The sequence below is a fragment of the Streptomyces sp. NPDC031445 genome (assembly GCF_055581365.1).
In genome coordinates this window covers 125018-137798 of record NZ_JBVIJO010000002.1, presented here as the reverse complement: position 1 = coordinate 137798, position 12781 = coordinate 125018, and the positions used below count along the sequence as shown (strand labels likewise).

Annotated in this window: 15 protein-coding genes; 7 read left to right on the top strand and 8 right to left on the bottom strand. The window is 72.5% G+C overall.

Annotated elements, in window-relative coordinates; genetic code table 11:
• Nucleotides 1-14: 14 nt before the first annotated feature.
• The 4 genes from ACZ5DC_RS06905 to efeO are packed head-to-tail and all read right to left on the bottom strand — an operon-like array spanning nucleotide 15 to nucleotide 4253.
• Nucleotides 15-1007, bottom strand: a complete 993-nt coding sequence (locus tag ACZ5DC_RS06905; RefSeq protein ID WP_468650180.1) for an SCO2278 family lipoprotein — start codon at nucleotides 1005-1007, stop codon at nucleotides 15-17.
• Nucleotides 967-1839, bottom strand: a complete 873-nt coding sequence (gene efeU, locus ACZ5DC_RS06900) for an iron uptake transporter permease EfeU (RefSeq protein ID WP_468650179.1) — start codon at nucleotides 1837-1839, stop codon at nucleotides 967-969. The genes ACZ5DC_RS06905 and efeU overlap by 41 nt, the downstream gene beginning before the upstream one ends.
• Nucleotides 1840-1842: 3 nt before the next feature.
• Nucleotides 1843-3099 carry an iron uptake transporter deferrochelatase/peroxidase subunit gene (gene efeB, locus ACZ5DC_RS06895; protein ID WP_468650177.1) on the bottom strand — a complete coding sequence of 419 codons (1257 nt, stop codon included), beginning with the start codon at nucleotides 3097-3099 and terminating at the stop codon, nucleotides 1843-1845.
• Nucleotides 3100-3116: 17 nt separating this feature from the next.
• Nucleotides 3117-4253, bottom strand: coding sequence for an iron uptake system protein EfeO (gene efeO, locus ACZ5DC_RS06890; protein ID WP_468650175.1), 1137 nt, complete (start codon nucleotides 4251-4253; stop codon nucleotides 3117-3119).
• A gap of 142 nt (nucleotides 4254-4395) precedes the next feature.
• Here efeO and ACZ5DC_RS06885 point away from each other — a divergent pair, with 142 nt between their 5' ends.
• Nucleotides 4396-5040: a PhzF family phenazine biosynthesis protein gene (locus ACZ5DC_RS06885; protein WP_468650172.1), complete on the top strand. Its 645-nt coding sequence runs from the start codon at nucleotides 4396-4398 to the stop codon at nucleotides 5038-5040.
• A 126-nt stretch (nucleotides 5041-5166) separates the two neighbouring features.
• A complete protein-coding gene (locus ACZ5DC_RS06880; protein WP_468650170.1) occupies nucleotides 5167-5364 on the top strand; it encodes a hypothetical protein in 198 nt (65 codons plus the stop codon).
• A 50-nt stretch (nucleotides 5365-5414) separates the two neighbouring features.
• Here ACZ5DC_RS06880 and map read toward each other — a convergent pair whose 3' ends face one another.
• On the bottom strand, nucleotides 5415-6272 hold the full coding sequence (map, locus tag ACZ5DC_RS06875) for a type I methionyl aminopeptidase (protein ID WP_468650168.1): 858 nt from the start codon (nucleotides 6270-6272) through the stop codon (nucleotides 5415-5417).
• A 58-nt stretch (nucleotides 6273-6330) separates the two neighbouring features.
• Here map and ACZ5DC_RS06870 point away from each other — a divergent pair, with 58 nt between their 5' ends.
• Nucleotides 6331-6564: a hypothetical protein gene (locus tag ACZ5DC_RS06870; protein ID WP_468650166.1), complete on the top strand. Its 234-nt coding sequence runs from the start codon at nucleotides 6331-6333 to the stop codon at nucleotides 6562-6564.
• Here the strand turns inward: ACZ5DC_RS06870 and ACZ5DC_RS06865 are convergent, their stop codons facing one another.
• Both ACZ5DC_RS06865 and ACZ5DC_RS06860 read right to left on the bottom strand, forming a co-directional pair.
• Nucleotides 6565-7887: an MFS transporter gene (locus tag ACZ5DC_RS06865; protein WP_468650164.1), complete on the bottom strand. Its 1323-nt coding sequence runs from the start codon at nucleotides 7885-7887 to the stop codon at nucleotides 6565-6567.
• A gap of 591 nt (nucleotides 7888-8478) precedes the next feature.
• A complete protein-coding gene (locus ACZ5DC_RS06860; RefSeq protein ID WP_468650162.1) occupies nucleotides 8479-9075 on the bottom strand; it encodes a hypothetical protein in 597 nt (198 codons plus the stop codon).
• A 115-nt stretch (nucleotides 9076-9190) separates the two neighbouring features.
• Here ACZ5DC_RS06860 and ACZ5DC_RS06855 point away from each other — a divergent pair, with 115 nt between their 5' ends.
• From ACZ5DC_RS06855 to ACZ5DC_RS06845, 3 genes are all read left to right on the top strand, one after another.
• Complete coding sequence (locus ACZ5DC_RS06855; RefSeq protein ID WP_468650160.1) at nucleotides 9191-10264, top strand: sialidase family protein; 1074 nt, start codon at nucleotides 9191-9193, stop codon at nucleotides 10262-10264.
• Between the two features lie 37 nt (nucleotides 10265-10301).
• Nucleotides 10302-11015: an NADPH-dependent F420 reductase gene (gene npdG, locus ACZ5DC_RS06850; RefSeq protein ID WP_468650158.1), complete on the top strand. Its 714-nt coding sequence runs from the start codon at nucleotides 10302-10304 to the stop codon at nucleotides 11013-11015.
• An 81-nt stretch (nucleotides 11016-11096) separates the two neighbouring features.
• Complete coding sequence (locus ACZ5DC_RS06845) at nucleotides 11097-11309, top strand: hypothetical protein (protein ID WP_468650156.1); 213 nt, start codon at nucleotides 11097-11099, stop codon at nucleotides 11307-11309.
• On the opposite strand, the gene ACZ5DC_RS06840 is transcribed toward ACZ5DC_RS06845, so the two are convergent.
• The gene (locus ACZ5DC_RS06840) at nucleotides 11299-12102 is read right to left on the bottom strand and encodes a site-2 protease family protein (RefSeq protein WP_468650154.1); all 804 of its coding nucleotides are present in this window, start codon (nucleotides 12100-12102) and stop codon (nucleotides 11299-11301) included. The genes ACZ5DC_RS06845 and ACZ5DC_RS06840 overlap by 11 nt on opposite strands.
• 133 nt (nucleotides 12103-12235) lie before the next feature.
• Between ACZ5DC_RS06840 and ACZ5DC_RS06835 the strand changes: the two genes are divergently transcribed.
• On the top strand, nucleotides 12236-12781 hold the full coding sequence (locus tag ACZ5DC_RS06835; protein WP_468650152.1) for a Uma2 family endonuclease: 546 nt from the start codon (nucleotides 12236-12238) through the stop codon (nucleotides 12779-12781).

Here is a 12781-nt window from a genome sequence, read left to right as displayed (position 1 = left end):
GCTTCCTGTCCGCCCTACTCGCCCTGCGCGGACGTCAGCCCCTGCACCCGCCCCAGCATCCGCACCGGGCCGCTGCCGGCCGGGTCGAGCACGGCCTGGTTGGCGATCGACTCCAGCGTCAGGGACTGCTTCACCTCGCCCTTGGTCAGGGCCCGCACGTCCTTGTTCGGGACGGGCACGGTCGCGCCCGTGTAGGCGGTCTGCTTCTCGTAGTGGTGCGTGGTGAAGAACACCAGCGCCCCGCCGTCCGCCGTGCGCAGCGCGAGCGGCGCATAGTCGCCGTGGGTGAGCGGTTCGTCGATGAACTGCCGGACCAGACCCGGCTTCTTGGCCTCCTTCGCACGGCCCGCGCGCAGCCCGCTGGTGTCGCGCCCGTCCGCGAAGGTCTTCCCGCCGTTCTTCAGGTAGTCCGCGTACGCCTGGCTCAACTCGTCCGGGCGGACGGCCAGTCCGCCGGTCGCGGCCGGTACGGCCTCGGCCCGGCCGTCCTCGTCCGTCCTGAACTCGGGGACGGTGCCGGGGGCCATGAGCGTCAGATAGCTCACCTGCCAGCGCTCGCCGAGATCGCCGCGGGTGAAGACCAGCACCCAGCGGTAGGCGCCGCCCTTGTTGCCCCGGGCGTCGGCGACGAACCAGCGGGGCCAGCCGGCCTTCTCCGGGATCGTGATCTTCACGTCCGTCAGCGTCAGCGGGGTGTGGCCGGCGTTCCCCGACGGGCTGTTGGCGTGCCCGGCCCGCAGGCGGGCGGAGTCGATGTCGGAGAGGGCGCCGGTGACGTAGGGAGCGTCCAGGGAGCTGTCGTAGGCCTTGTCGGCCCTGTTGTACGCGTCCGTGAACGCGGTGACCGCCTTGGCGGCCTCGGCACGGGTGGCGGCGGGAACCACCACCCGCTCGCCGTGCACCACCACGCATCCGCTCGCGGTCAGCGACAAAGCGGTCAGCGAGGCCGCTATGAGTGCGTTCCGGTCACGCCTGCGAAGCCGCCGACGGCTGCGTTCCCTGGTCATCGGGCTCCTTCACCTTCCCCTTCCCGGAGGCGAACCCTACCGGGGAGAGGAACAGCGCGAGCACCGGGACCAGGTACAGCGCCCACACCGTGACCTGAAGGACCGTCGGGTCCGGCTGGAAGTTGAACACGCCCTTCAGCAGGGTGCCGTACCAGCTGTCCGGCGGGATGGCGCCGCTGATGTCGAAGGCGAGATCGGTCAGGCCGGGAATCCAGTCGGCCTCCTGGAGGTCGTGGAAGCCGTACGCCAGCACGCCCGCCGCGACCACGACCAGCATCCCGCCGGTCCAGGTGAAGAACTTGGCCAGGTTGATCTTCAGGGCGCCCCGGTAGAACAGCCAGCCCAGCAGCACCGCCGTGGCGAGGCCGAGGGCGACGCCGACCAGCGGGCGCGGGGTGCCGTCGCTCGCCGCGTGCACCGACGCCCACACGAACAGCGCGGTCTCCAGGCCCTCCCGGCCGACCGCGAGGAACGCCGTGGCGACCAGCGCGCCCGTGCCCAGGGCGAGGGCGGCGTCCAGCCTGCCGTGCAGCTCGGACTTCAGGTGCCGGGCGGTGCGCCGCATCCAGAACACCATCCAGGTCACCAGGCCGACGGCGACGACCGACAGGGAGCCGCCGAGCGCCTCCTGCGCCTGGAACGTCAGCTCCTGCGAGCCGAACTCCAGGGCGCAGCCGAAGCCCATGGCGATGGCGATCGCGATGCCGATGCCGATCCAGATCGGCCGCAGGGCGTCCTTGCGGCCGGTCTTGACCAGGTAGGCGATCAGGATGCAGACGACGAGCGACGCCTCGAGTCCCTCGCGCAGGCCGATCAGGTAGTTGGAGAACACGGGCTATGCCCCCTTCGAGAACAGCGTGCGGCCCCACCAGTCGCCGGAGTCCCGGACGCCGGGCGGGACCGCGAAGACCGCCGAACCCACGTGCTGGATGTACTCGTTGAGCGCGTCGTGCGCGGCGAGCTTGCGCTGGAGCGGGATGAAGCCCTTGCGCACGTCCCGCTGGTAGGCGAGGAAGAACAGGCCCGCGTCCAGGCGGCCGAGGCCGTCGGTGCCGTCCGTGAAGGAGTAGCCCCGGCGCAGGATGGTGATCCCGTCGTTGGAGTCGGGGTGCGCGAGCCGCACGTGCGCGTCGGGCTTCATCGCCTTCAGGAACGGCTCGTCGTGCTCCTTGGCCTTGCCGACCGGGGCGCCCTCGCGCTTGTCCCGGCCGAACACGTCCTCCTGCTCCTGGAGCGAGGCGCGGTCCCAGGTCTCGATGTTCATGCGGATGCGCCGGGCCACCAGGTACGAGCCGCCGGTCATCCAGTCGGGCCCGTCCTCCTCGCCGACCCACACGAACTTCTTCAGCCGATCGGTCTCGGTGCCCGCGATGTTGCGGGTGCCGTCCTTGAACCCCATGAGGTTGCGCGGGGTCTGCGCGCCCGGGGTGGTCGAGGAGGTCTTGCCGAAGCCGAGCTGGGACCAGCGGATGGCGACCTTGCCGAAGCCGATCCGGGCGAGGTTGCGGATGGCGTGCACGGCGACCTGCGGGTCGTCGGCGCAGGCCTGCACGCACAGGTCGCCGCCGGTGCGGGACCTGTCGAGGTTGTCGCCGGGGAACTGGGGCAGGTCGACCAGGGCCTCGGGCCGCCGGTCCGCCAGCCCGAACCTGCCGAAGAGCGAGGGGCCGAACCCGATGGTGAGCGTCAGCCGGGACGGCTTCAGCCCGAGCGCCTCACCGGTGTCGTCCGGCGGGGCCTCGGCGAGCCCGCCGTAGGCGCCCTCGCCGACGGCCTTCCCCGCGGTCATCCGGCGGGCCGCGGCCGTCCAGTCCTTGAGCATCTGGACGAACTGTTCGCGGTCGTCGGTCTTCACGTCGAACGCGGCGAAGTGCAGCCGGTCCTGCACCGGGGTGGCGATGCCCGCCTGGTGGGCGCCGTGGAACTCCACCGCGCCGCCGGTCTCGGCGGCGGCCGGGTCCATGTCGTCGCCCGTCCTGGCCATGGCCGCGGCCCCGCCGGCCGCGGCGGCCCCGAGCGCGAGCCCGGCACCGCCCCAGCCGATCAGCGCGCGGCGCGACGGGCCGGCCTTGGTCTCCTGGGTCTCGGTCATCGCCTCTGCCCCCTCGTCTACTTCACGACCGCGGCGGCGAGCTTGGACAGCGGCTCGGCGAGCGCGTTCACCGCGTCCGACAGCTCCTTGCGCTGGTCCTTGGTGACCTTGTCGTAGGACACGAAGTCGTAGGACGTCTTGTCCGTGCGGTACTTGTCGAGCAGCGTGTCCAGCGCCGCGAACTGCTTGTCGAGTTCCTTGGTGAGCGCGGGGTCGTTCTTCGCGGCGACCGGCTTCAGCAGCTCGTACGCCTTCTGGGCGCCCTCGACGTTGCCCTTGAAGTCGACCAGGTCGGTGTGGGCGTAGCGGTCCTCTTCGCCGGTGACCTTGCCGGTGGCGACCTCGTCCAGCAGTTCCTTGGCGCCGTTGGCCATGGAGGTCGGGGTGATCTCCGCCTTGCCGACCCGGCCCTGCCAGTCCTTGAGGTCCGTCAGCAGCTGGTCGGCGAGGGTCTTCTCCTCGGCGCCGATCTTCCTGTCGTGCCACAGGGCCTTCTCCAGCCGGTGCCAGCCGGTCCACTTCTGGCCGGACTCCAGGCCGTCCTCGCGGACGTCGACCTTCGGGTCGATGTCACCGAAGGACTCGGCGACCGGCTCGGTGCGCTCCCAGCCGAGCCGGGAGAGGCTGTAGGCCTTCTTCGCGGCCTCCAGGTCGCCGTCCTTGACCGCCTTCACGAAGGTCTCGGCCTTCGGCAGCGTCTCGTCGGCCTGGTCCTGGGCGTACTGGCGGTACTCGGCGACCGCCTGGTCCAGCTTCGGGTTCCGCTTGGCGGCGCCGGCGCCACCGGTCACGGTCAGCTTCTGCCGGACGCCGTGGCCCTTCATGCCGGGCCGGCAGGCGATCTCGTACGAGCCGGCCTTCACCTCGGCGGTGAGCGTGTACTTGGTGCCCGGGCCGATGTTCTCCTTCTCGGAGACGATCCGGTCGTCCGGGAACAGGATCTCGACCTCGGTCGCCTTCGAGCCCTTGTTCTCGATCTTCAGCGTGACCTGGCCGGCCGGCACCGACGTGCTGGAGGTCTCGCACTTCGCATCGGCGGCCGTGACCTGTATGGCGTCACCGTCCTTGGCATCGCTCTTCGCGGTGCAGGCCGAGAGGGCGGTCAGAGCCGCCGCGGTGGCGGCGGCGGTGACGGTCAGTCGGACGGCGCGCATGCAGGCTCCAAGCGGATCTGGTCTGGTGAGGCTGCCCTAACTTACATGAGGCTACCCTCACTCATACCCCCGCCTCCCGTGATTCGGCTCTCATGGAAAGATCACGAAGCGTCCGCCCGGGCCGCGGTGCTTCAATTCCCCGGTGACTGACTACGACGTACTCCGCGTCTTCTGCGGGCCGAACGGCGGCTACGGCAACGAACTGGGCGTCGTCCGCGACGGCTCGGTGCTGCCCGAGCGGAGCGACCGGCAGGCGCTGGCGGCCAAACTCGGCTTCAGTGAGACCGTGTTCGTGGACGACCCCGAGCGCGGGGTGATCGACATCTACACCCCCACCCTGCGCCTGCCCTTCGCCGGCCACCCCTGCGTGGGCACGGCCTGGCTGCTCGACGTGCCCGAACTCGTCACCCCCGCCGGGGTCGTGGGGACCCGCCTGGACGGCGAGTTCACCTGGATCGAGGCCCGCGCGGAGTGGGTGCCCCCGCGCACCCTGCGCCAGTACGCGAGCGCCGCCGAGGTGGACGCCCTCGACGTGCCGCCGCCGGGGGAGTGGATCTACGCCTGGGCCTGGGAGGACGAGGCGGCCGGGCGGATCCGGGCCCGCGCCTTCCCCGGGCGCGACGACGGCGTCGAGGAGGACGAGGCCACCGGCGCGGCGGCGCTGCTCCTCACCGACCGGCTGGGCCGGGCGCTGAACATCGCCCAGGGCGAGGGCTCCCAGCTCCTGACCGCCCCCCAGCCGCACGGCTGGACCGAGGTCGGCGGACGGGTCCGCCTGGAGCGCTGACGCGTGCGCGCGTCCGGGGGATAGCCCGGGACCCCGTTCGGGTGGATCCACGGGTGCGCGCGACGGCCGGCGGGGGCGAACGGGGACCTCTGGGCGTGACCACTCCGCCTCCCTGAGAGGAGCACCATGCGCATCAGATCAGTCCTGGCCGCGACCGTCCTCGCCGCCGCCCTCGCCGCGTCCGGCGCCACGACGGCCAGTGCCGCCCATCACCACGAGAAGACCGACGACGAGGCCGTGTGCAGCCCGTACGCCGGCACCCTCACCTCGCTGGAGAACCACCTGACGTGGTCGGGCGCCCACTGCAGCGACTACCTGCGCTGATCCGGCCCGGGTCCCCTCCCGTGCGCGGCGGGGACCCGGTCGTACCGCGCTCAGGGGAGGGTCAGGATGTCCGCGCCGGTCTCCGTCACCACCAGCGTGTGCTCGAACTGCGCGGTCCGCTTGCGGTCCTTCGTCACGACCGTCCAGCCGTCGTCCCACATGTCGTACTCATGGGTGCCCAGCGTCAGCATCGGCTCGATCGTGAACGTCATCCCCGGCTGCATCACGGTCGTCGCGTGCGGGCTGTCGTAGTGCGGGATGATCAGCCCGGAGTGGAACGCCGTGCTGATGCCGTGCCCGGTGAAGTCCCGCACCACGCCGTAGCCGAACCGCTTGGCGTACGACTCGATGACCCGGCCGATGACGTTGATCTGCCGGCCGGGCTTCACGGCCTTGATCGCCCGGTTCAGCGCCTCGCGGGTGCGCTCCACGAGCAGCCGCGACTCCTCGTCCACGTCACCGACCAGGTAGGTGGCGTTGTTGTCGCCGTGCACCCCGCCGATGTACGCCGTCACGTCCAGGTTGACGATGTCGCCGTCCCTGAGGACCGTCGAGTCCGGGATGCCGTGGCAGATGACCTCGTTGACCGAGGTGCACAGCGACTTGGGGAAACCCCGGTAACCGAGCGTGGACGGGTAGGCGCCGTGGTCGCACATGTACGCGTGGGCGACCTTGTCGAGCTGGTCCGTGGTGACGCCGGGCGCGATCAGCTTCGCGGCCTCCGCCATCGCCCGCGCGGCGATGCGGCCGGCGGTCCGCATCGCCTCGATGGTCTCGGGGGTCTGCACCTCCGGCCCGGTGTACGGCGCCGGCGCGGGCTTGCCGACGTACTCGGGGCGGCGGATGTTTCCGGGAACCGGACGGGTGGGGGACAGCTCCCCCGGTACGAGCAGCGACTGGCCAGACATGCAAGCGAGTCTAACCAGCGGACATGGGGGAACATGTCGGTGGCGAGAGGAGCTGGTCATGGCCCTGTTCAAGAAGCGCACCGTCGGCAAGCCGGGCGAGTGGTACTACTGCCTGGAACACAAGAAGGTCGAGGAGGGCCCGGACTGCCCGGGCAAGGACCGCTTCGGTCCGTACGCCTCCCCCGAGGAGGCCCGGCACGCGATGGAGAGAGCGGCCGAGCGCAACCTCCAGTGGGAGAACGACCCGCGCTGGCACGACGCGCCCGCCGGGGGCGGCGCCGACGAGGACTGATCACGCCGACACGGCCGCGCGCCGCTCGCGCATCCGTACCGCGTGCTCGTTCGTCCGGGCGTCGTACGCCATCAGCCGCGGCAGGCACAGCGCCAGCAGCCCCACCGCGCCCGCGCACGCCAGGCCACCGGACCAGACCGAGGCCCGTACGCCCGCCCACGCGGCCGTGCCGCCCGCCCGGACCTGACCGAGCTGCGGGCCGACCGAGTACGACAGCAGTTCGATCCCGGCGAGCCTGCCGCGCAGCTCGTCCGGGATCGTCTGGTTCCACATGGCCGCCCGGAAGATCCCGCTGACCATGTCGAAGCCGCCGCCGACGGCGAGGAACAGCAGCACCAGCCAGACGTTCCCGCAGACCCCGGCCGCCGCCACCGCCAGGCCCCAGCCGGCGGCCGACAGCACCACCAGCACCCCGTGCCGGTGTACCCGCGAGGTCCAGCCGCTCGTCAGGCTCACCAGCAGCGCGCCCGCCGGGATGGTCGCGTACATCAGCCCGAGCGCCCACCGCGCGTGCAGGTCGTCGGCGAGGAACGGCAGCACGGCCAGCGGCATGGCCAGGAACATCGCCGCGAGGTCGACGGCGTAGGTGCCGAGGAGTTCCTTGCGGCTCCACGCGTACCGGGCGCCCTCCGCGATCGCCTTCAGGTCCGGCTTCGCGGCCTCCGCGGCGGCGGGGGAGGGGGCGATCCGCGCGATGTACGCCAGCGAGACGGCGAAGGTCAGCAGATCGGCCGCGTAGGCCCAGCCGAGGCCCGCGTAGGCCACGACCACGCCCGCGACCGCCGGGCCCGCCACTCCGCCGACGGTCCAGCGCAGCGAGTTCAGCGAGGCCGCCGCCGGCATGTCGTCGTGGGCGACGATCCGGGGCCACAGGGAGTCCAGGGCCGGGCGCTGCACGGAGACCAGCGCGGAGGAGAGGGCGGCGACGACGTACAGCGGCCAGACCGCGGGGCGGGGCAGCAGGGCGTTCAGCAGCAGGGCGGCGCTGAGCAGGCCCTGGCCGGCCTCCGTCCACACGATGAGCTTCCGCTTGTCCAGGGCGTCGGCGAGGGCGCCGCCGTAGAGGCCGCACACGATGAGCGGCAGCAGCTCGACGGCGCCGATCGCGCCGACCGCTGCGGCGGACTCCGTCAGGTCCTTGAGCTGGACCGGCAGCGCGACGAAGGTCAGGAAGCTGCCGAAGTTGCTGATCAGACCGGACTTCCACAGGCGCCGGAAGTCGGCGGAGGCTTTCCAGGGGGCGAGGTCGGGGAGGAGGGCTCGGCTCACCGGGGAATGCTCGACGGCCCGGCCCCGCCGGGCAACTGGTTTTCCGCCCTGCATCGAGACCGTACGGCGCCGCTCACGAACCGGTGCGGCACCGTGCCGGACGCGGACCGCCGCGGCCTCCTCCCGGCCCGGTCCGACCGGAGCGGGGCCGGCTGGTGGAGGGTGAGCGGCTGGGGCCCGGCGGGGTGTTGGGAGGGGCGGCGGACCGGGACCGTCGGCCGGCCGGGAGAGGCGGAGGGCTGGGAGCCCGGCGGGCTGGGAAGGCCGACGAGGCCGGAGGCCCTGGAGGCCGGCAGGGCCGGAGGCCGGGAAGTCCGGGGCCCGGGAAGTCCGGGGCCCGGGAAGTCCGGGGCCCGGGAAGTCCGGGGCCCGGGAAGTCCGGGGGCGGCAGCCCGAGAGGGGCGACTGGCCGGGACAGCCCGGGAGGGACGGTCGGCCGGCCGGGGGAGCCCGGCGGGGTGGGGGAAGTCGGGACCGTCGGCCGGCGGTGAGGGCCGGCGGGCCGAAAGGCGTCGGCCGGGACCGGCGACGGGCCGGGAGGGGGAGCAAGTCGGGCCGCCTGCTGGGCGGAAGGGGCCGGTCGCCGTCAGGAGGCGTTCGGTGGGGGCCTCTTGGCCGAGCGAGCCGGGTGGGTGGGCGGGGCGGTCACCACGGGGCGGGCGGCGGAGCCGTCAGCGCTTCCGTCAGCCGGGCGAGACGGTCCCGGAACCCCCGGCGCGCCCTCGGAGAGCCCCCGTTCTCACCCGCCGCCGCGCTCACCAGGTGCTGCACGCTGTCCAGGTCCAGCTCCGCCCCCTCGGGCACGGCCAGCGTGTCATGCGCCATCGCGGCCAGCTCGCCCCCGCCCGCCCCCAGCGCCAGCACCGTCACCCCGGCCCGCCGGGCGTCGTGCACCCGCTCCAGCAGCGGCGCCGGCTCCTCGGGCGCCACCACCAGCAGCGTCTCCCCGCGCCGCGCCGCCGCGATCCGCCCCGGCCCCACCGCCAGATGCGCGGGATCACAGGGGCGCGCGTGATGCCGTACCAGCGTCGGCGCCAGCTCGGGCGTGCCCGACCACGCGGCCTCGTCCACCAGATGCGCGGCCAGGTGCCACGGCTCGTACTCCGGCGTCCCCACCAGCAGCAGCCCGCCGCCGTGCGCCACCACCGACCCGCGCAGCACCCCCGCGAACCTCCGGGTGGCCCCCAGCCACTCGGTCCCGGCCAGCACTTCCCGCAGCAACGCGACCCGTACGGCGTCCATGCGACCGCATCCTGCCGCAACCCGGCACTCGTGACACCGAGTTCACCGCGAATTCGCCCGACCCGGGGATGGTGGCTGCCACCCCGCCCGCCCCGCACGCCCGAGGAGCCGCCCGATGACCGACGTGTCCGTCCCCTTCCGCGCGGGCCACGAGGGCTACGCGGGCTTCCGCATCCCGGCCGTCGTCGCCACCCGCTCCGGCACCCTGCTCGCGTTCTGCGAGGGCCGCGTCGACTCCGCCGCCGACCACGGGCACATCGCCGTCGTGCTCAAACGCTCCACGGACGGCGGCCGCACCTGGGGCCCGCTCCAGGTCGCAGCGGACAACGGCGCGAACCTCGCCGGCAACCCCGCCCCCGTCGTCCTGGACACCGGCCGCGTCCTGCTCGTGCACGTGCGCGCCGCCGCCTCCGCCACCGAGGCCGACATCCTGCGCGGCCAGGTCGGGGACGCCGACGGGCGGCGCGTGTGGGTGCAGCACAGCGACGACGACGGGGCGACCTGGTCCAGCCCCAGGGAGATCACCCAGCAGGTGAAGAAGCCCGGCTGGCGCTGGTACGCCACCACCCCCGGCCACGCCCTCCAGCTGGCCTCCGGCCGCGTCCTCGTCCCCGCCAACCACACCCTGCCGCCCACCGGCACCGACACCGGTGCCGAGGCCAGGTACAACGGCGGGCACTGCCTGCTCAGCGACGACCGCGGCGAGAGCTGGTACCTGGGCTACCTGGACGAGAACACCGACGGCTACGTCAACGTCAACGAGACCACCGCCGCCGAACTCCCCGACGGCCGCGTCTACCTCAACACCCGCAACGACTCCCCGTCACCCGGCAACCGCGCCGACGCCCACTCCGAGGACGGCGGGAAGACCCTCGTCAAGCCCTTCCGGCCGCAGGCCGGGCTGACCGCGCCGGTCTGCGAGGCCTCCGTGCTCCAGCTCCGCGACCCCGACCTGCTCCTCTTCTCCGCCCCGGCCGACCCCGCCGCCCGCGCCCTGATGACGATCCGCGCCTCCGGCGACGGCGGCGTCACCTGGCGCCCGGTGTTCACCGTCGACGGGCTGCCCGCCGCCTACTCCGACCTGGTCCGCGTCGACCCGCACACCGTCGGGCTCCTGTACGAGACGGGCGACTTCGGCGCCTACGAGACGATCACCTTCCGCCGGGTGCCCGTACACCGGCTGACCTGAGCCGGTACGGACCCGGCGGCGGACGTAGAGTCGGCCCATGACCTCTACCGACAGCGCACAGACCCCTGCCAAGGCCCCCGCCAAGGACCCCTGGGACCTGCCCGACGTCTCCGGGTACGTCGTCGGCGTGCTCGGCGGCACCGGACCGCAGGGCAAGGGCCTCGCCTACCGGCTCGCGCGGGCCGGCCAGAAGGTGATCGTCGGCTCCCGCGCCGCCGAGCGGGCCCAGGCCGCCGCCGCGGAACTCGGGCACGGCGTCGAGGGCGCCGACAACGCCGAGACCGCGCGCCGCAGCGACATCGTGATCGTCGCCGTACCGTGGGAGGGCCACGGCGACACCCTGAAGTCGCTGCGCGAGGAGCTGGCCGGAAAGCTCGTCGTGGACTGCGTCAACCCCCTCGGCTTCGACAAGAAGGGCGCCTACGCCCTCAAGCCGGAGGAGGGCAGCGCCGCCGAGCAGGCCGCCGCCCTGCTGCCGGACTCCCGGGTCGCCGCCGCCTTCCACCACCTGTCGGCCGTCCTGCTCCAGGACCCGGAGATCGAGCAGATCGACACCGATGTGATGGTGCTCGGCGAGGAGCGCGCCGACGTGGAGATCGTGCAGGCGCTGGCCGGGCGCATCCCCGGCATGCGCGGCGTCTTCGCGGGCCGGCTGCGCAACGCCCACCAGGTCGAGTCGCTGGTCGCGAACCTGATCTCGGTCAACCGCCGGTACAAGGCACACGCCGGGCTCCGCGTCACCGACGTGTGAGCCGGGTCCGGCCGTGTCCGGCCATGGGGGACACTGGAACCTCGAGCAGTGTCCCCCCGACAGGATCCGGAGCCGACCCCCATGCCCCCCCTGCCCCCGCCCAGCCCGACCCGGCGACTCGCCCTCTACACCCTCGTCGTCTGCCTCCTCGCGGTGGCCGCGGCGGTCGTCTCCTTCGTGCAGGGGAGCTGGCTGGGCATCGTCTGGGTGCTGCTGGCGGGCCTGTCCTCCAACATGACCTGGTACTACGTCAAGCGCGGCAGGACGGCCCGCGGCGGGTCCGTCACGGGCTGACCGCGGAGCAGTACTCGTCGGCGCCCCGCCAGAACCGGTACAGGTCCTGGCCGCAGTAGCGGGAGACGTCGTCGACGTTCAGGGCCCGCATGACCGAGTCGATCACGTCGAAGAACGCGCTGTTGACCGACGGCAGCCACAGCAGCGCGAACACGAACAGCAGCCCGAACGGCGCGAACGGCTCCACCTGCCGCTTCACGTTGTACGACAGCCACGGCTCGATCACCCCGTAGCCGTCCAGGCCCGGCACCGGCAGGAAGTTCAGCAGCGCCGCCGTCACCTGGAGCAGCGCGAGGAACGCCAGCGCGAACCGGAAGCCGGCGGGGACGCCGTCCAGCGCGTGCAGCCAGAACGGGGCCGTGCACACCGCCGCGAACAGCACGTTCGTCAGCGGGCCCGCCGCCGAGATCAGGCTGTGCCGCCAGCGGCCCCGGATGCGGCTCCGCTCGATGAACACCGCGCCGCCGGGCAGACCGATCCCGCCCATGATCACGAACAGCACCGGGAGCACGATGCTCAGCAGCGCGTGCGTGTACTTCAGCGGGTTCAGCGTGAGGTAGCCCTTCGCGCCGACCGTGATGTCCCCGCTGTGCAGGGCGGTGCGGGCGTGCGCGTACTCGTGCAGGCACAGGGAGACGATCCAGGCCGCCGTCACGAACAGGAACACCGCGACGCCCGGCTGCGCGGCGAACCCGCTCCAGGTGGCCCAGCCGGTCACCGCCGTCACGGCCAGGATGCCGACGAACACCGGGCTGATCTGCCGATCGCCGCGGCGGGTGGTGGCGGTGGTCATGGGGAAGAGCTCCTCGGGTCGCGTCGGGCGGGCCGGGATCGACCGTACCGGTGATCGCGGGGAAACGTCCTGCGAGCGGCCGGAGGTTCCTGCTAGTCGTTACGCTGTCATCGAGTCGACTGAGGAGGTGGCCATGACGATCGCCGAGGGCTGGGTCGAGCTTGTCCAGGACGCCATTCATGTGCCGAAGAGCGCGCGCCTCCGCCTGACGAGGAATGGTCTCACCTTGGTACCGGTCACCTACGCGCACAGGGCGACTCAGCGGCGCATCGAGAACCAGATCGAAGAACGGCTGCCGGGCTGGGTGGCGACGAGCGAGTTCTCGGTCGTCCCTCCCCGGGAGGGCTACAGGCCCGAACCCGATGCCACGGCGATTCCGCGCGAGCTGGTCGAGACGGACAAGAGCGACATCAGCGAAGAGCTGCTGCCCTTCGTGGTCGAGGTCGTCTCACCGGAGAGCAAGAACCGCGGCTACAACACCAAGCCGAGCCATTATGCTCTGCGCCGCATCCCCGCCTACCTCGTCGTCGACGTGCTCGCCGGCCGTTGGACCCTGCTGACCCGCCCGGAGGACGGCGAGTACCAGCACCAGGAGTCCGGCGTCTTCGGGGATCAGATCAAGATCCCCGTCGCCGACCAGACCCTCGTCCTCGACTCCTCCCAGTTCATCCGCATCTGA

Bases quoted from the DNA above. Each gene is read 5' to 3' on its own strand.
- ACZ5DC_RS06905 (WP_468650180.1), bottom strand. From the start codon at position 1,007: ATGACCAGGGAACGCAGCCGTCGGCGGCTTCGCAGGCGTGACCGGAAC.
- efeB (WP_468650177.1), bottom strand. From the start codon at position 3,099: ATGACCGAGACCCAGGAGACCAAGGCCGGCCCGTCGCGCCGCGCGCTG.
- efeO (WP_468650175.1), bottom strand. From the start codon at position 4,253: ATGCGCGCCGTCCGACTGACCGTCACCGCCGCCGCCACCGCGGCGGCT.
- ACZ5DC_RS06880 (WP_468650170.1), top strand. From the start codon at position 5,167: ATGCGCATCAGATCAGTCCTGGCCGCGACCGTCCTCGCCGCCGCCCTC.
- map (WP_468650168.1), bottom strand. From the start codon at position 6,272: ATGTCTGGCCAGTCGCTGCTCGTACCGGGGGAGCTGTCCCCCACCCGT.
- ACZ5DC_RS06870 (WP_468650166.1), top strand. From the start codon at position 6,331: ATGGCCCTGTTCAAGAAGCGCACCGTCGGCAAGCCGGGCGAGTGGTAC.
- ACZ5DC_RS06865 (WP_468650164.1), bottom strand. From the start codon at position 7,887: ATGCAGGGCGGAAAACCAGTTGCCCGGCGGGGCCGGGCCGTCGAGCAT.
- ACZ5DC_RS06860 (WP_468650162.1), bottom strand. From the start codon at position 9,075: ATGGACGCCGTACGGGTCGCGTTGCTGCGGGAAGTGCTGGCCGGGACC.
- ACZ5DC_RS06855 (WP_468650160.1), top strand. From the start codon at position 9,191: ATGACCGACGTGTCCGTCCCCTTCCGCGCGGGCCACGAGGGCTACGCG.
- npdG (WP_468650158.1), top strand. From the start codon at position 10,302: ATGACCTCTACCGACAGCGCACAGACCCCTGCCAAGGCCCCCGCCAAG.
- ACZ5DC_RS06845 (WP_468650156.1), top strand. From the start codon at position 11,097: ATGCCCCCCCTGCCCCCGCCCAGCCCGACCCGGCGACTCGCCCTCTAC.
- ACZ5DC_RS06840 (WP_468650154.1), bottom strand. From the start codon at position 12,102: ATGACCACCGCCACCACCCGCCGCGGCGATCGGCAGATCAGCCCGGTG.
- ACZ5DC_RS06835 (WP_468650152.1), top strand. From the start codon at position 12,236: ATGACGATCGCCGAGGGCTGGGTCGAGCTTGTCCAGGACGCCATTCAT.